The sequence below is a fragment of the Methylobacterium sp. ME121 genome, assembly GCF_000974725.1.
GTDB classification, from domain to species: Bacteria; Pseudomonadota; Alphaproteobacteria; order Rhizobiales; family Beijerinckiaceae; genus Methylobacterium; species Methylobacterium radiotolerans.
The window spans coordinates 203,091-219,418 of sequence record NZ_BBUX01000004.1 but is presented as its reverse complement, the minus strand read 5'-3'; the positions used below and the strand labels follow the sequence as shown (position 1 = coordinate 219,418).

Here is a 16,328-nt window from a genome sequence, read left to right as displayed (position 1 = left end):
GCTCGGCCGGTTCGGCCGTCCTTCTGATGGGCGTCCTCGCGACGGGGATCCTCTCGGCGCTGGACCGCTCGGATTCGAGCGGGGCGACCACTCCCGCGGGGGAGGCCTGCCCATGAGCCGCCCCGCACCCTCCGCCGACCTACTCGATCGGCTTGCCCGCAGGTTTCCGGGATCCCCCGTTCACGCCGCCTGGCGCGCGCGGGTCGTCGGGGATGTCGTCGAGGCTGTAGTCGGGCCCGATCGGCCGGGCGACACGCTCGCCGGGGGCGGTGGGGAACCGCCCCCGGATCATGTCCTCCGAGAACCCGATGTCGCGCATGATGCTCTCCAGGGCAGCCCGAACCCGGGGCGAGGTGACCGGAAGGAGGGGCTCGCGGGGGTCCTCCAGGAACTCCCGGCACCAGCGCACTCGGGGGTCATTCGGGTCCTGGACCGGGGGCTCCAAGCCGGCGAGGACGCGGATAGACTCGGGTGGATACTCGTCGTCGGGCATGCCACGGATTCTCGGCCCGCCCCCTCGGAGAAGCAAGCCCGGCACGTGCCACGGCACGTGCCAGAGCACGTAGACGGCGAGGCGAGATCCCCGACCCCGCGGGGCGGGCACACCGAACTCGCGCTGGAGCGCCTGGCGGTCCGGGGCGCTCGAATCCGGACGGGGGCCGCCCTGCCCGCCGTCTGGTCGGCCTAAAGCTGAGGGGAGGGGATGATGCGGATTGTGGAGTGAGCCAAGTTCAGCAAGATGCCGAAGGGCACGGTTCCAGGCAGAGGTATGGCGATGCGGATCTACCCCGAGACGCCCGTGCGGATCACGCTGCCCCAGGCCGTAGTTATCCATCCCGACTGGGACCGCCCGACGCCACCGGTCACCCGGCCCGCGGACTTCGAGGTCGTCAAGGCGCGCCTGGTCGCCGCCCTCGCGGCGGAGGTCATCCGGATGCTGGGGGCATGGGTATCTGAGCTCGACCCGGTGGTAATCTACGCCCCCGGGGGCGGCCAGCTTGGCCTGTCGCTCGCCGGGGATCCGGAGGCCCGGATCGTCGTGCCGTCCAGGCTCTCGACGCTGGACTCCATCGTGGCTGAGGTCACCGGCGGGGTGAAGCCTGTTTAAGTCAAATCCGGAGGTTGCCTTAAAAAGGGATCACGCCACCGGTCTGTGTGCCCCCTGTGCGCCCGCGAAAATGAACGAATATTTAGAAGCATCGCTCAAATTTGACCAAATACTATGAACTGACAAGATCACTACAATTTATCGCAAATAAATCCATTTTCTCGCTAAGCTTCGTGAAAGGGGATGTGTTTATATCAGCAGGCCTCGCCGGCGCCGCCGGTCTAAAGAGGCTGACAGATATGCCCTTCACCCAACAGCAACTGACGGACATGTTCTCGACGGGGGCCGAACACGTGGGCCGCGTCGCTGAGCTAAGGAGGTCCGGCGGCGACCCAGCCGCGTACATGAACGATCTCTTCGGCGCCCCCGTCGTCATCGGCGTGTACCGCAAGAAGCGCGGCGGGATCGGCTATCTTGTCGTCAGGGGTGTCGCGCACCTCCAGCGTATCTTGGAGCGGGGCCAGGCCGAGCACCTCCCCGTGGCATACTACCTGTTCGAGTCGGCGGAGGCGGCCACGTTCGCGGCCGACGTCTACGACCGGCATCCGGACGCCCGGTGGGTGGAGGCGCATCTGGACGGGCGCGCCTTCGGCCTCGGCCTCACTTGGACTGAGTGACCGCAGATCGTCGCCGGCAACCGGCTGGGGACCTCCAATTACCGTGATGACGGCGGTCCCTGGGAGGGTTCAGCGGGACGCTGAGCGCTTTGGCGATCTGATGCTGTCCTCACGCTGGTCCCAGGCGGGGCGATAAGCCCTCGATCCCGACCCTCAGGCAGTCCTCGCGTGGTAGCCGATGAGCCACACCGCACGGGTCATGTTGTAGAACAGGTTGGCCAAGCCGATCTTCGTCCGAGCTCTCGCCAAGCCGATGGGCCGCACCACGAGCCTCATCGGCCCCTTCTGCCGGGCAAAGACATGCTCGACGGCCGCGCGGACCTTCGACTTCTCGCCGTTGGCCCGGGCGACGTTCCTGGCCATCGGCTTGCCCGGCGGCTTCTTGCGATGGATGCGGGAGCGGAAGCCGTTGCCCGCCAAGTGTGCCTCGTTAGCCTTCAAGCGGTAGGCGGTGTCAGCCCAGACGTCGCCGGCGGTGTTGGCTTTCGACACCAGGTTGGGCAACTGCGCCCCGTCGTGGCGAGCCGCGTCGGTGGCGGTCCAGGCCCGGATCAGCCCATGACGGCAGTCGATGCCGACGTGGTTCTTGTAGCCGAAGGCCGGCACGGCAATGTCCACGCGCTTCGCCCCGTCCTCGGCCGGCGTGGCCTTCGACCATTTGATCGTCCAGCGCGCGTCGCGGTCCTTCTGAGCGAGCTTGGCCGGCTTGGCCTTCCAGGCGTCGGGCACACGGCTGGCCTTCAGATCCGCCTTCTCGGCCTCGGTGTTGCGCTGCTTGGGCGCGGCCATCACGGTCGCGTCGACGATCTGCCCACCCATCGCCAGGAAACCGGCGTGCCGCGGGGCCGCCTCGTAGACCGAGAACAGCACTGCGATGGCCGGCTTTCCCGCAATTTCTGCCCGGGTGAGCGCCTCGCGGAAGGTCAAGATCGTGTTGGCGTCGGGCACCGGGTCGGACAGCCCGAGCCCAAAGAAGCGCATGAAAAGGAAGCGCATGAAGGAGAGCCTGTCCGTGATCAGGAACTCCGTGCGCTCGTCCGACAGCGAGTGGCTGGCCTGGAGGATCAGCACCTTGAACATGAAGACGAGGTCGAACGGTGGGCGACCGCCCTTCGATCCGTCTGAACGAGACACGGAACGGGCGAGGTCGTCCCGGAACAGCTCGAAATCGACGATGCGGCTCAACCGCTCCCGCGCGTCGCCCTTGGCCGAGAGATCCTTCTGACGCTCATCGACGTCGAAAAACCGGGCTGACCGCGCATCGCAGCACCTCACCGACCGCCGACGCCATCACACCACGAAACCCCTCAAACCGCGAGGTTTTTGGAGGTGTTCGGCTGGGCCGTGCCCTGGAACGGGACACAGGGGCGGTGCGAGGCTGCCCGATGGTCCGCCCGAACGCTCGGAATCGGGCGGATCGCCCGGCAAGCGTGCAAAAAAGTCCGCCCGAGATCCGCCCGAGAACGAGAAAGCCCCGGACGATGGGTCCAGGGCCTAGAACGTAAATTCCTGCGATTTTGAGAGTATTTTTGGTAGCGAGGGAGGGATTTGAACCCCCGACACAAGGATTATGATTCCTCTGCTCTAACCAGCTGAGCTACCCCGCCACGAGCCGCGATCGTCCGCGAGGACGATGCGTGCAGTGGCGGCGGTATAGGGAGAGCGGGCGCTCGGTGTCAACGGTTCTCCGTGCGCAAATCGCGGACGGGGGACTGTCGCGTTCCGCGCCGCACGGATCGCGGAAGGAAATGCTCGGCTGTCACCCGAAGCCGACGGTCGCCGACGCGGCGGCCATGTCCGACTCGCCCGAGGCCGCTAGGTTGCCGCGCGGGCCGCGCGACGGCCCGTGAGATCACGGAGCGTTCGATGACAGCGCGCATGAGCCATCGCAGGACGACCAGCATCGCCGTCCTTCTCGTCCTCGGGCTGCCGCTCGCCGCCGGTCCGGCCGTCGCGGCGGGCAAGGACGTCACCTACCGCGCCGCCCTCAACGGCGGCAGCGAGGTCCCGGCGACCGCGTCCCATGGCGAGGGCGAGGTCACCGCGACCTTCGATCCCGCCACCAAGCGCCTGAGCTGGTCAGGCCGATACAGCGGCCTCACCGGTCCGGTCACGGCCGCCCATTTCCACGGGCCGGCCAAGGCGGGCGAGAACGCCGGCGTGCTTGTTCCGGTGACGGCGGCGAGCAGTCCCTTCACCGGCGAGGCGACCCTCGACGACGCCAAGGCCGCCGATCTCGCGGCCGGCAAGCTGTACTTCAACCTCCACACCGCCGCGAACCCGAAGGGCGAAATCCGCGGCCAGCTGGAGCGCGCACCCTGATCCGGAACAGCGGAAGCCTCGACGATCCGGGCCGCGCCCGGTAGGCGGATCCCGTCCACCTGCCGGAGCCTTCGATGAAGCACACCGACGCCATCATCGCCTGGACACCCGTCCGCTGGGCGGAGCTGAAGCCGGAAACCGCCGGGCAGGTCGTCATCCTGCCCGCGCCCGATACCGCCGGAGAGGCCAAGCGCTACATGATGCGCGCCGGCGCCAGCTCGTCCGCCCTGGCCACCCTGTCGGAGGAAGCGCGCATCGCGCGCCTCTTCATCGACTTCCAGACCGTGGTCGTCCGCGACGGGATCGATCCCCAGGTCGCCCACCGGGCCTTCCTGGCGATCGACGAGTACCGGTTCCGCATCGCCCCCGACACCGAGGGTGCGGAATTCGAACACCCTCCCGAGGAAGATTAACCTCACCTCATCGGCACGGTTCACCGCGCTCATGGAAGCGTGAGAATTTAGAATACACACATCCCGGGCGCGCCCTATCTCCCGGCGGGTCCTCAATTCGTCGGAGGCCGGCCATGCCCGTATCCCGTCGCGCCGTCATCGCCGCAGCCGCCCTCGCTCCGCTCGCCGGCCGCCTCGCCGCGGCGGCGGAGCCTCTGATCCGTCGGCCGATTCCATCGACCGGCGAGATGCTCCCGGCCATCGGGATCGGTACGTCCCGGCGTTACGAGGTCGAACCGGCGCCCGAGGCAGTGGCGCCTTTGAGGGAGGCCGTGAGAACCTTCGTCGATCTCGGCGGATCGGTGATCGACACGGCCCCGAGCTACGGCACCGCCGAGGACGTCCTCGGCCTGATCCTGGCGGAGCCCGGCCTGCGTCGGAAGATCTTCCTCGCCAGCAAGGTGGACACGACCGGCCGCGACGCGACGCTCGCGGAATTCGACCGGTCGCTCAAGCGAATGAAGGTCGACACTCTCGATCTGGTAGCGGTCCACAACCTGATCGACGTGACCGAGAATCTGGCGGCCCTGCGCGACCTGAAGGCGCAGAAGCGCATCCGATACGTCGGCGTCACGGTCTGGCGCGACAACCAGCTCGACGCGCTGGAAGCCGTCATGAGGCGCGAGAGTCTCGACTTCATCCAGGTCAACTACGCCATCGACAACCGCGCCGCCGCCGAGCGCGTGCTCCCGCTGGCCGCGGATCGTGGCACGGCGGTGATGACCAACGTGCCCTTCGGCCGCGACCGCCTGTTCAAGGCGGTCCAGGGCAAGGAGCTGCCGGCGGTCGCCAAGGATCTCGGCTGCGCGAGCTGGCCGCAATTCTTCCTGAAATACGTCCTCGGCAACCCCGCCGTGACCTGCCCGATCCCCGGCATGGCGAAGGCTGCCTACGTCGAGGACAACCTCGGCGCCGCGCGGGGCAAGCTCCCGGATGCGGCGCAGCGCAAGCAGATGGAGACGTTCATCGATGCGGTCTGATCTCACCTCGCGCCGCGCGGCGCTCGCCCTCGCGGGCGGACTGGCCGTGGCCGCGGCTCTCCCGGCGGCCGTGCCCGCCCTGGCCCAGGACGGCCCGAAAAAGATCCGGATCGGCGTCATCGGGGCCGGGAATATCGGTGGCACGATCGGGACGCTCTGGGTCAGGGACGGCCACGAGGTGATGTTCGCCTCCCGCCACCCGGAGCAGCTCGCCGCCATGGTCTCGGAGCTCGGGCCGAAGGCGAAGGCCGGCACGCCCGAGGAGGCGATTACGTTCGGGGACGCGGTCTTCATCGCCGTCCCCTACAAGGCCTATCCGGACCTCGCGAAGGAGATCGGCCCGTCCCTCAAGGGCAAGGTCGTCCTCGACGCCGGCAATGCCACGCAGAAGCGCGACGGCGCGCTCTACGACGAGGTCCGGGCCAGCGGGATCGGCGCCACCTCGGCCAAGTACTTCGCCGGCGCCAAGCTCGTGCGCGCCTTCAACGCGGCCAACTACAAGGTCTTCGCCAAAGAGGGCGCGGACGGCGGCAAGGGGCGCGCGGGCGGTCGGATGGCGATCCCGATCGCCGGGGACGACCCGGAGGCGCTGAAGGTCGCCGAGGGTCTTGTCCGCGACGCCGGATTCGATCCGGTGGTGGTCGGCCCGCTCAAGGACGCCGACAAGTTCGCCATGGGCAGCCCGGGCTTCGGCCACGACGTCACCGCGCCTGAGATGCGCGGGAAACTCGGACTGGCGAAATAGGCGCTTCGCCCGACCCCTCGCCGCGCCCTGCGGCGGCGAGGGGTGCGACCGCGTCTCCCCGAGGGAGACTTGTCCGGGGAAGAAGCTCGTCTCGGTGAGATCGGCCCATGCCCGAAACCGCCCCCGCCCGCGGCACCCTCGCGCGCCTGATCGACGTTCAGCCCGGGGAGGGTCGGGCGCTGGCATGGTCCTGGGCCTACATCTTCTCGATCCTCGCCGCCTACTACGTCCTGCGCCCCATCCGGGATCAGATGGGCGTCGCTGGCGGCATCGAGAACCTGCCCTGGCTGTTCACCGCTACCCTGGTCGGGATGCTCGCCCTGAACCTGCCCTTCGCCTACCTGGTGAAGCGGATGCCGCGGGCGCGGTTCGTGCCGATCACCTACCGGTTCTTCGCGGCCAACATCCTCGCCTTCGCGCTGACGCTCTATCTCGCGCCCCCCGAGTGGGGCGTGTGGATCGGCCGGGTGTTCTTCGTCTGGCTGTCGATCTTCAACCTGTTCGTGGTGTCGATCTTTTGGGCGACGATCGTCGACGTGTTCTCGAACGCCCAGGGCAAGCGGCTGTTCGGCTTCATCGCGGCCGGCGCGACGCTCGGCGCCATCGCGGGCTCGGCCACCACCGCGATCCTGGCCAAGAATGTCCCGACCTGGGGCCTGATGCTCTGCGCGGTGGTACTTCTCGAGGTCGCGGTGTTCTGCATGCGCGGGCTCTCCGCGCTGTCGACGCAGCTGCACGAGGTGCCCGGCAGCCACGGGGGCGTCGCGGACGGGCAGGATCGGACGATCGGCGGGAGCGTGCTTGCCGGCGTCACCCGGACCCTCGCGTCGCCCTATCTGATCAACATCTCGCTGTTCCTGCTGCTGTTCTCGGTGACATCGACCTTCCTCTATTTCGAGCAGGCGGGCATCGCGAAGCGGAGCTTCCCGGATCGCGGCGCGCAGACGGCGTTCTTCGCCAGCGTCGACCTCGCGGTGAACGTCCTCACCCTAGGGATCCAGCTGTTCCTCACCGGCCGGATCGTGAACCGAATCGGCGTCGCCCTGACTCTGGCGATCCTCCCGGCCTTCAGCATCCTCGGCTTCGCGGCACTCGCCCTCTGGCCGACGATCGGCGTGATCGTGGCGTTCCAAGTGCTGCGTCGGGCCGGCAACTTCGCCATAGCCCGGCCGGTCAGGGAGGTCCTGTTCACCGTCGTCCCGCGGGAGGATCGCTACAAGGCCAAGAGCTTCATCGACACGGTGGTCTACCGGCTGGGTGATCAGGTCGGCGCCTGGTCGTTCACCGGCATCCAGGGAATAGGGCTCGGAAGCGCCAGCGTGGCCGGCGCCGCGATTCCGCTGTCGATGGCATGGCTCGTGAACAGCGTCTGGCTCGGGCGCGCGCAGGAGCGTCGCCGGGCCGAGCAGGCGGCGCTGTCGGGCAGTGAGCCCGAGCGGACCCCGCCTATCGTCCGCGCCGCGGCCTCGTCCAGCGGGTGAGGACCGCTGTCCCCCGCCTACCGGTGCCGCATGAAGTCCCAGACCAGATAGGCCGGGAACGGCAGCATGATCGCGAAGAAGATCCAGTCGAACATCTGAGGCATCAAGCCGTCTCCCGCTCGCTCCCCTGGTTCTACCGGTGTGGCCGGGTGAAGTTCCGTTCGGCCGCGGCGCCCCGTTAAGACGCGGTTTACCCTGACGGGCGACGTATCGCGCTCGGTCCGGGCGCGAGAGAGAGACATGGCGGGACCCGCATGGTCGGCGCCGCGGCGCGGGTGGCGCGCCGCCGCTCCCGCGATGGCCGTCCTCGGGCTCCTCGCCCTGTCGCCGGCGCCGGCCGCCGCGCAGGAGCCGCTCTACATCCGCATCCGCCCGCTGGCGGACGCCGAGGCGGCACGCGTCGCCCGGGAGATGCTCTGGGCCCGCAGGCAGGCCCATGCCCGCGCGGTGATCGAGTCCGTGTGCACCGGTTGCCTCGGCGCCTGGAAGCCCGAGCCGGCGCCGGCCCCGACTCCCGCGCCGGCCGACGACAGGATTGCGAACCTCACCGTTTCGTTAGGGGTTGAACTCGACCCCGGCTCCGGGGCATCCGGGCCCCATCCCGATTCATCGACCTCCGAGAGGCATCCATGACGCAAGCGCATCCGACCAGCGGCGCCGAGCCCGAAGTCGATTGCCCGGTGACCCTCGAGGTTCTGGGCTCCGTGTACCGGGCCGACGACTTCGACCTACCGCTGATTCTGGAGCAGATTCCGCCGCTCAAGCGCGCGCAGCTCGCCGCCTACCTCTACGGCAAGAGCCACATGCACAAGCTCGGGCTGAAGGTTGCCCGCTCCTGCGAGCGCGACGACCTGATCCGCGTGGCCGGCGAGATCGGCTCGGTGATCCACGGGCAGGCACACCTCAAGCCGTCGCGGCCGGCGCCCGAGGCGGCCCCGCAGCTGCGCGCCAAGACTCCGCCCGGCCAGAAGAAGGTGAGCCTCGCCGGTGCCGCCGCGAAGCCCGCGATCAGCCTCGGCGGCTCGGCCAAGGTCCGCAACTTCGACTGAGAGCCGACGCATTTGGCCAGCCGAGACCGCCGCGCGCGGCTGGCCGCGCCGCGCAGCGCCGGACCGGCAGAAATGCGCACGATTGAGTACCGGCGTCCGGCATTCCTTCGGTGACGGCACGTCGGAAGGTCGGACAACCCGGACTTGTGCGTTGCACGCGCCGCGGCCTTCGGATAATCGCCCGCGATGAACACCGACCACGACAAGATCCTGATCGTCGATTTCGGCTCTCAGGTGACGCAGCTCATCGCCCGCCGGGTGCGCGAGGAGGGCGTCTACTGTGAGATCGTCCCCTTCACGAAGGCCGAGGCGGCGTTCCGCGAGCAGAAGCCCAAGGGCGTGATCCTCTCCGGCGGCCCCGAATCGGTGACCGTGGAGGCATCGCCCCGCGCGCCGCAGCTCGTGTTCGATTCTGGCGTCCCGGTCTTCGGCATCTGCTACGGCCAGCAGACTATGGCGGCCCAGCTCGGCGGTGCCGTCGAGGGCGGTCACCACGCGGAGTTCGGCCGCGCCGAGGTCGAGATCCTGGCCGATTGCCCGCTGTTCAAGGGCGTGTGGCACAAGGGCGAGAAGTACCCGGTCTGGATGAGCCACGGTGACCGCGTCACCAAGCTGCCGGACGGCTTCACCACCGTGGCGATCTCTCGGAACGCCCCCTTCGCGGCGGTGGCCGACGAGGCCCGCAACTACTACGCGGTCCAGTTCCACCCGGAGGTGGCGCACACGCCCCACGGCGCCCTGCTGATCCGCAACTTCGTGCGCGATGTCGCGGGCTGCTCGGGCGACTGGACCATGGGCGCCTACCGCGAGGAGGCCATCGCCAAGATCCGCGAGCAGGTCGGCTCCGAGAAGGTGATCTGCGGTCTGTCTGGCGGCGTCGATTCGGCCGTAGCGGCGGTGCTGATCCACGAGGCGATCGGCGATCAGCTGACCTGCGTGTTCGTCGACCACGGGCTCCTGCGCCTCGGCGAGGCCGAGCAGGTCGTGGCTTTGTTCCGCGACCACTACAACATCCCGCTGGTCCACGTGGAGGCGTCGGGGATGTTCCTCGCGGCTCTGGAGGGCGTCAGCGACCCGGAAATCAAGCGCAAGACGATCGGCCGCCTGTTCATCGACGTGTTCGAGGCCGAATCGAAGAAGATCGGCGGGGCGAAGTTCCTCGCTCAGGGCACGCTCTACCCCGACGTGATCGAGAGCGTGTCGTTCACGGGCGGCCCGTCGGTGACGATCAAGAGCCACCACAATGTCGGCGGCCTGCCCGAGCGCATGAACATGAAGCTCGTCGAGCCGCTGCGCGAGCTGTTCAAGGACGAGGTCCGGGTGCTCGGCAAGGAGCTCGGCCTGCCCGAGGGCTTCGTCGGCCGCCACCCGTTCCCGGGCCCGGGCCTGGCGATCCGCTGCCCCGGCACCATCACGGGTGAGAAGCTGGAAGCCCTGCGCAAGGCCGACGCGATCTACCTCGACGAGATCCGGCAGGCCGGCCTCTACGACACGATCTGGCAGGCCTTCGCGGTGATCCTGCCGGTGAAGACTGTCGGCGTGATGGGCGACGGCCGCACCTATGACCATGTCTGCGCGCTGCGCGCCGTCACCTCGGTCGATGGCATGACCGCCGACTTCTACCCGTTCGACATGGCCTTCCTGGGCCGGGTCGCGACTCGTATCATCAACGAGGTGAAGGGCATCAACCGGGTGACCTACGACATCACCTCCAAGCCGCCCGGCACGATCGAGTGGGAGTGAGCGGCCGCCGAGCGGTCGGCACAGGCGCGGCGGAGCGCGACCAGCTCGGTCGTCACGGATTGCAGAGCGCCGGTTCGACCGCCTTCATCGCCGGCCGGAACGCCGCGAGATGCAGCCCGTCGCGGAGCGCGCCGGGCTTCGCGTAGCCGGTGTCGCCGTCGCGCAGGGCCGCGAACGGGTCCGTGAAGATGCACCCGAGCCGCCCACAGAGGTTCTGCAATCGACGCGAGTAATCCGCGACCGCTCCCGCGTCGACCAGCTTGCCGATCTCGCGACCGACCGGGGGGAGGGCGGTCACCACGACGCGCGGGCTCAAGGTCTGGAGCCGCCTGACGATGGTCTCGGCGGCGGCCTCGAACTGTTCCGTCGGCTTGTGCAGTTGCGGGTTGTTCTTCACCAGGATGTCGTTGGTCCCGATGGTCAGGACGGCGAGCCGGGGACTCACCTTGAAGGACAGGCGCGCGAGGTAGTCCGCGTAGCTGGCCGCGGTCGCGCCGCTGATGCCGCCGTTGAGGAACTCGAGGCCGCAGGGCCGCTGGCTCCCGGGCTGCAGTTCCACCTGCGAATCGCCGGCCCAGAACACGTAGTCCGGCGGCGCCTCGTCGAGGCTGACCTGCACGGCGATCAGGCGCATCTCCGCGTAGGCCCGCGCGTCGGCCCCTGGCCGATGCAGGCGCCACCCGGCGAACCCGCCGATCGCCAGCAGGGCGAGCCCGCCGAGACCGAGGAGGACGGCGCGCTTCACGGCTCGGCCCCGGCTCGGTCGACCTGGGCGTCCGGCCGCGCGTCCGTGGTGGCGTAGTAGGGCTTGATGTCGAGGAGCGGCGTGCCGTCGAGGCAGTCGAGCCCGCGCACGCGGAGCGCGTCGCCGTCGCGGCCGAGCAGTTCCACGACGGACAGGGCGATCGGGTTGGGACGCGCGGGCGAGCGCAACGAGAAGGTGCCGCGAGGGCCGTCGGCGTGGCGCGGACGCTGGACCACGAGGCCGCGCGTCGCCCGGTCCATCCAGTAGAGCAGGATCAGGTGCGTGCAGCCCGTGACATTGCGCAGGGCGGGGGCGTAGGCCGGATCGACCTCCACGGTGCAGACCGTGTCCGTCTGGAGCCCGTTCTTGGGACAGTCGGACCGCGTCAGCCAGGGCGTCCGCAGCCGACCGATGAAAAGGATGCCCGCGTCGAAGGCCGCGGGCAGCGCGGCCCTCACTTCACCGGGACGGGTCCCGAACTCATCCGCGTCCATGCCGCCTCGCTCCGCGCCGGCCGGCTTGTCGGCCATGTGTTCGCGGCCCGCAACCCCGCATCTCGCCCCCGGATGGCGCGGGGTGTAGATCCGGCAGCAGGAACGGAGGCGACATGATCGAGCGGGAATTGCGGCCGATGCAGGCGGTGGCCGACGCCGGGACCGCCATCGACCGGCTCGTCGAGCTCTACGACGACGCGGCCGGAGCCCTGCGGACCGCGCTGGAGCGATACCTCGCCGGCGGGCCGCCGCCTGACGCCACGGAGCGGCTCGCCTTCCGCTACCCGGAGCTGCGGATCAGCTACCGCCCGGACGGACCGCTGCCGCGGGTCAGGCGCGCCACCGCCAAGCTCCAGGCCGCCGGCACCTACGCCACCACGGTCACGCATCCGGGCTTTTTCCGGACCTATCTGACCCGCCAGCTGGAGCCGCTGATCGCCGACTACGGCATCGCCATCGAGGTCGGCCTGAGCGCGCAGGAGATTCCCTACCCCTACGTGCTGGAGGCGGGGCTGGACGCACGCGGGCGGACCGTCGACGGCGCCGACCTCGCTACCTACTTCCCGGTCCCGCTCCTGTCTCTCGTGGGCGACGAGATCGCCGACGGGACATTCGACCAGATCGCCGGCGAGCCGCTGCCGCTGGCGCTGTTCGACGCGGTGCGGGTCGATTACTCGCTTCGGCGTCTGGTCCATTACACCGGCTGCGACTGGCGCGACGTCCAGCCCTGGATCCTGCTCACGAACTATCACCGCTACGTCGACCAGTTCGTCCGCCACGGGCTGGAGCGGCTCGCCTCGGGCGCAGAGGGGTTCGAGCGGCTGGTCCTGCCGGGCGGCGTGTCCGTGACCCGCGCCGAGGCGGCCGATGCCGACCCCGCGGCGGTCATTGCCGCCTCGCCCTGGCACCGGCACCAGATGCCGGCCTACCACCTGGTGGCGCGCGACGCCGACGGGACCCAGCAGGGCACGACGCTGGTCAATATCGGCGTCGGGCCGTCGAACGCGAAGACGATCACCGACCATCTCGCCGTCCTACGCCCGGATTGCTGGCTGATGGTCGGCCATTGCGGCGGCCTGCGGCAGTCGCAGACCATCGGCGACTACGTGCTGGCGCACGCCTACCTCCGCCGCGACCGGATCCTCGACGAGCTCGTGCCGCCGGACGTCCCGGTGCCGGCCCTCGCCGAGGTGCAGGTCGCCCTCCAGGATGCCGCCGCCGCGGTGACGGGCGAGCAGGCCGACGCGCTCAAGCGGCGCCTGCGCACCGGCACGGTGGTGACCTACGACGACCGCAACTGGGAACTGCGCTTCAGCCAGGAGCGGCGTCGGATCAACCAGTCGCGCGCGGTCGCGGTGGACATGGAGAGCGGCACGGTCGCCGCCCAGGGCTTCCGCCTGCGCGTGCCCTACGGCGCGCTGCTCTGCGTCTCCGACAAGCCGCTCCACGGCGAGATCAAGCTGCCAGGCGCCGCCAACGCCTTCTACGATCGGGCGGTCTCGGAGCATCTCCAGGTGGGGCTGGCGGCCCTCGACGTGCTGCGGGCCGACCGGCAAGGTCTCCACTCGCGCAAGCTGCGAAGCTTCGACGAACCGCCCTTCCGTTAAAGTCTCGCGAAAACCGGAGAGGAGCGCAGGGTCGCGGCGTGCACGGCCCCGTCTCAGCGACCGACCGCCACGCCGTCAACAATACTCAAGCTTGGATACAGCCTCTGTGAGCGGTGTTGAGAGGTAAAGACACCACACACCAAGCTGAGATTTCCCATGACCCGTATGGCACTCGTTTCCACCGCCCTCCTGGCGGCCGTGGCTCTCGCGCCGTCCGGCGCCGAGGCCCGCGGCCTCGGCGGGGGTGGATTCCACGGCGGCGGCTTCGGCGGGGGCGGATTCCACGGCGGCGGTTTCGGCGGCGGCTTCCGCGGGGCCGGGGTCGGCGGCGGAGCCATCCGGAACGGCGGCTTCGGCGGCGGCGCCTTCCATAACGGCGGCGTCGGCGGGGCGCGGGTCGGTGGATTGGGCGGCGGCTTCCGCGGTGCGGGGCTCGGCGCGGCCGGCGTTGGTGGCGTCCGGACCGGCGGATACAATCAGGCCGGCCGGTTCGGCGGGGTCGGAAACCGCGGCCTCGCCGGTCGCGGCTTCGTCAACCGCGGCTATTACGGCCACCGCTACGGCCGCGGTGTCGGCTACGGACTCGCCGGCCTCGGGCTCGGCCTCGGCGTCGGTTACGGCCTGGGCGGTCTCGACTACGGCTACGACAACTGCGCCTACAATTACGGCTACGGCGCCTACGATCCGGCCGCCTGCGACAGCTATTACGGCTACGGCTACTGAGTCCGCCGCGCGGGCGCGGTGCCCGCGCTCCGGCTTAGCGACGCGTCCGCGCCCGGCCCTCGAGGCCGGGCGATACCGTTCGGGGACACCCGTGCCCGTCATGCCGCGGGTGACGGTACGCTCCGCGCCGGCATCCCGGAGCGTCGACTGCGGGACGCAGATCCGAGAACCCCTGTCGATGCCGCACGTGTCTCCGCCGGCTTCCGAGGCGCCCGGATCCCGCTGCGCGGCCGCGATGTGAAGCGGGCCGCGTTCGCCCGCCGATAGAGCCGTGCCGAGCAAACCCCTCCCTGCCGACCGAGGAAGCGGTTGCGCCCACAGCCTTCGCCGTCCACGAAGGCTTGCTCAACATCTCCCGAATTGCGAACCGTTGCAATCCGATGACGATGCCGCCTCCGGTGTAGCGTGGTGCGGGGACGATCGCGGTGAGCGGCGAGGGATTGGTTGCGGCGACGGCGGCGCTGCTCGTGCTGTGCATGGGCCTCTGGTCGACCGCGCTGCTGCCCGAGATCGTCACGGCGCTCGCCTTCTTCGGGATGGCGATGCTGCTGCGGCTCGGCTCTGCCGCCACGGTGTTCTCGGGCTTCTCGTCCTCCGCCTTCTGGCTCGTCCTGTCCGGCATGGTGGTCGGGCAGGGCATGACCCGAACCGGCCTCGGCGCCCGGATGGCGCGGACGCTCGCGCTGCGGCTCTCGGGTTCCTACGGGCGCTTCATCGCCGGGCTGGTGACGCTGAGCTTCCTCATCGCCTTCGTCATGCCGTCGAATCTGGGCCGCATCGCCCTGATGATCCCGGTGACCCTGGCACTCTGCGACGCCTTCGGGCTCGCGGCCGGGCGCCCTGGGCGTACCGGCGCGGTCCTGGCCGTCGGCCTCGCCACGCCGATCCTGTCGGCGGCGATCCTTCCCGCCAACGTCCCGAACCTCGTCATGGCCGGCTCGGCGGAGCACCTGCTCGGCCTGCATCTCTCCTACCTCTCCTACTTCCTCCTGCACGCCCCGGTCCTGGCCCTGGTGAAGGGCGTGCTGCTGGTCGCGCTGATCGTCCGGTTATTCCCCGACGACCTCGCCTCGGCCGCTCCGTCGCTGGCCGAGCGGCCGCCGCTCTCGGCGCCCGAGCGGCGCCTCGCGGTGATCCTCGCCTGCACCTTGATCCTCTGGATGACCGACAGCCTGCACGGCCTCGCGCCCGCCTGGGTCGGCCTCGCCGCCGCGGTGGTCTGCCTGCTGCCCCGGATCGGCGTGCTTCCGCCGGAGGCGTTCCAGCAGGTGAATCTGCGGACCTGCTTCTACATCGCGGCGCTCCTCGGCCTCGTCGCTCTGGTCAACGAGACCGGGCTGGGCGAGCGCCTCGGCCATCTGCTTCTGACGGTGGCGCCGCTGGCGCACGACGCGCCGACGCAGAACTTCGCGGTGCTCACAGGCATCGCCACGGTGCTGACCCTCCTCGTCACTGCCAACGGCGCCCCAGCCCTCTACACGGCTCTGGCGGGCGAGATGACGGAGGCGAGCGGCCTGTCACCCTTGGCGGTCGTCTCGCTGCAGGTGATCGGCTACTCAACCGTGTTCTTCCCCTATCAGGCGCCCCCGATCGTGTTCGCGAGCGAACTCGGGCGGGTCCGCCTCCGGGACGCGACGCGACTGACCCTGAGCTTCGGGGTGCTGTCGCTGCTGGTGGCGGCGCCGCTCGACTACGCGTGGTGGCGCATCCTGGGACAGCTAAAGTGACAGAATCGGCAAAGTGTCGCCCAGGACGGCACATTGCGCCGCACCATGGCGGATTGCGGGTTGCCCGCTCAGCCACTAGCGCTACCAGATTAGAGACGGTCCAGTTCGCAGCTGCGAGGCTTCAACCCGATGGCACCCACCGCCCGCCCGACAGTGGCACAGCCGATGTCGCCGCATCTCCAGATCTATCGCTGGACCTGGACGATGGCGATGTCGGTGTTCCACCGCATCACCGGAACCGCGCTCTATGGCGGGACTGCTCTGGTCGCGATCTGGCTCGTGGCTCTGGCTTCGGGCCCGGTCGGCTACTCTTACGTGGCCGGCTTCTTCGGCTCGATCTTCGGGCGCCTGATCCTGTTCGTCTACACGTGGATCCTGATGCACCACATGCTCGGCGGCATCCGGCACCTGATCTGGGATACCGGCGTCGGGTTCGACCGCGACAAGCGTCTCTCGATGGCCCGGCTGACGCTGATCGGCTCGGTGGCCCTCACCCTCGTCATCTGGGCGGTCGCCCTTCTGGTCCGCTGAGGAG

At 69.4% G+C, this 16,328-nt stretch carries 17 protein-coding genes, 1 tRNA gene and 1 pseudogene; 14 read left to right on the top strand and 5 right to left on the bottom strand.

Annotated elements, in window-relative coordinates:
* Window positions 1-139: 139 nt before the first annotated feature.
* Window positions 140-493, bottom strand: coding sequence for a hypothetical protein (locus ME121_RS05915; RefSeq protein ID WP_059408488.1), 354 nt, complete (start codon window positions 491-493; stop codon window positions 140-142).
* A 282-nt stretch (window positions 494-775) separates the two neighbouring features.
* Between ME121_RS05915 and ME121_RS05910 the strand changes: the two genes are divergently transcribed.
* Both ME121_RS05910 and ME121_RS05905 read left to right on the top strand, forming a co-directional pair.
* A complete protein-coding gene (locus tag ME121_RS05910) occupies window positions 776-1,108 on the top strand; it encodes a hypothetical protein (protein WP_142585088.1) in 333 nt (110 codons plus the stop codon).
* A gap of 101 nt (window positions 1,109-1,209) precedes the next feature.
* Window positions 1,210-1,725, top strand: a complete 516-nt coding sequence (locus ME121_RS05905; RefSeq protein ID WP_142585087.1) for a hypothetical protein — start codon at window positions 1,210-1,212, stop codon at window positions 1,723-1,725.
* Window positions 1,726-1,878: 153 nt separating this feature from the next.
* On the opposite strand, the pseudogene ME121_RS05900 reads toward ME121_RS05905, so the two are convergent.
* Both ME121_RS05900 and ME121_RS05895 read right to left on the bottom strand, forming a co-directional pair.
* Window positions 1,879-2,987, bottom strand: a pseudogene (locus tag ME121_RS05900) (IS5 family transposase).
* Window positions 2,988-3,255: 268 nt separating this feature from the next.
* A tRNA-Met gene (locus ME121_RS05895) sits at window positions 3,256-3,332 on the bottom strand.
* A gap of 259 nt (window positions 3,333-3,591) precedes the next feature.
* Here ME121_RS05895 and ME121_RS05890 point away from each other — a divergent pair.
* The 8 genes from ME121_RS05890 (at window position 3,592) to guaA (ending at window position 10,497) form a co-directional block, all read left to right on the top strand.
* On the top strand, window positions 3,592-4,047 hold the full coding sequence (locus ME121_RS05890; protein WP_043373976.1) for a CHRD domain-containing protein: 456 nt from the start codon (window positions 3,592-3,594) through the stop codon (window positions 4,045-4,047).
* Window positions 4,048-4,121: 74 nt separating this feature from the next.
* Window positions 4,122-4,460: a hypothetical protein gene (locus ME121_RS05885; RefSeq protein WP_043073080.1), complete on the top strand. Its 339-nt coding sequence runs from the start codon at window positions 4,122-4,124 to the stop codon at window positions 4,458-4,460.
* A 113-nt stretch (window positions 4,461-4,573) separates the two neighbouring features.
* Window positions 4,574-5,479 carry an aldo/keto reductase gene (locus tag ME121_RS05880; protein WP_012317453.1) on the top strand — a complete coding sequence of 302 codons (906 nt, stop codon included), beginning with the start codon at window positions 4,574-4,576 and terminating at the stop codon, window positions 5,477-5,479.
* Window positions 5,469-6,224 (top strand): NADPH-dependent F420 reductase, encoded by a 756-nt coding sequence (locus tag ME121_RS05875; RefSeq protein WP_059408484.1) that lies wholly within the window; start codon window positions 5,469-5,471, stop codon window positions 6,222-6,224. The genes ME121_RS05880 and ME121_RS05875 overlap by 11 nt, the downstream gene beginning before the upstream one ends.
* A 107-nt stretch (window positions 6,225-6,331) precedes the next feature.
* Entirely contained in the window at window positions 6,332-7,705 is a 1,374-nt protein-coding gene (locus tag ME121_RS05870; protein ID WP_024831128.1) for an NTP/NDP exchange transporter, read from the top strand.
* 240 nt (window positions 7,706-7,945) lie between these two features.
* On the top strand, window positions 7,946-8,338 hold the full coding sequence (locus ME121_RS05865) for a hypothetical protein (protein ID WP_024831127.1): 393 nt from the start codon (window positions 7,946-7,948) through the stop codon (window positions 8,336-8,338).
* Window positions 8,335-8,754: a hypothetical protein gene (locus ME121_RS05860; protein ID WP_012317457.1), complete on the top strand. Its 420-nt coding sequence runs from the start codon at window positions 8,335-8,337 to the stop codon at window positions 8,752-8,754. The genes ME121_RS05865 and ME121_RS05860 overlap by 4 nt, the downstream gene beginning before the upstream one ends.
* 186 nt (window positions 8,755-8,940) lie before the next feature.
* Window positions 8,941-10,497, top strand: coding sequence for a glutamine-hydrolyzing GMP synthase (gene guaA / locus ME121_RS05855; protein WP_012317458.1), 1,557 nt, complete (start codon window positions 8,941-8,943; stop codon window positions 10,495-10,497).
* 52 nt (window positions 10,498-10,549) lie between these two features.
* Here the strand turns inward: guaA and ME121_RS05850 are convergent, their stop codons facing one another.
* Together ME121_RS05850 and tsaA are read right to left on the bottom strand one after the other, a co-directional pair.
* Window positions 10,550-11,242: an SGNH/GDSL hydrolase family protein gene (locus ME121_RS05850; protein WP_053620287.1), complete on the bottom strand. Its 693-nt coding sequence runs from the start codon at window positions 11,240-11,242 to the stop codon at window positions 10,550-10,552.
* Window positions 11,239-11,736 carry a tRNA (N6-threonylcarbamoyladenosine(37)-N6)-methyltransferase TrmO gene (gene tsaA / locus ME121_RS05845; RefSeq protein ID WP_059408493.1) on the bottom strand — a complete coding sequence of 166 codons (498 nt, stop codon included), beginning with the start codon at window positions 11,734-11,736 and terminating at the stop codon, window positions 11,239-11,241. The genes ME121_RS05850 and tsaA overlap by 4 nt, the downstream gene beginning before the upstream one ends.
* A 113-nt stretch (window positions 11,737-11,849) precedes the next feature.
* Here tsaA and ME121_RS05840 point away from each other — a divergent pair, with 113 nt between their 5' ends.
* The 4 genes from ME121_RS05840 (at window position 11,850) to sdhC (ending at window position 16,324) form a co-directional block, all read left to right on the top strand.
* On the top strand, window positions 11,850-13,343 hold the full coding sequence (locus ME121_RS05840) for an AMP nucleosidase (RefSeq protein WP_012317461.1): 1,494 nt from the start codon (window positions 11,850-11,852) through the stop codon (window positions 13,341-13,343).
* A 156-nt stretch (window positions 13,344-13,499) separates the two neighbouring features.
* Window positions 13,500-14,066, top strand: coding sequence for a hypothetical protein (locus tag ME121_RS05835; protein WP_059408483.1), 567 nt, complete (start codon window positions 13,500-13,502; stop codon window positions 14,064-14,066).
* A 476-nt stretch (window positions 14,067-14,542) separates the two neighbouring features.
* Window positions 14,543-15,793 (top strand): SLC13 family permease, encoded by a 1,251-nt coding sequence (locus ME121_RS05830; protein WP_246753113.1) that lies wholly within the window; start codon window positions 14,543-14,545, stop codon window positions 15,791-15,793.
* A 129-nt stretch (window positions 15,794-15,922) separates the two neighbouring features.
* Window positions 15,923-16,324 carry a succinate dehydrogenase, cytochrome b556 subunit gene (gene sdhC / locus ME121_RS05825; protein WP_012317464.1) on the top strand — a complete coding sequence of 134 codons (402 nt, stop codon included), beginning with the start codon at window positions 15,923-15,925 and terminating at the stop codon, window positions 16,322-16,324.
* Window positions 16,325-16,328 lie beyond the last annotated feature (4 nt).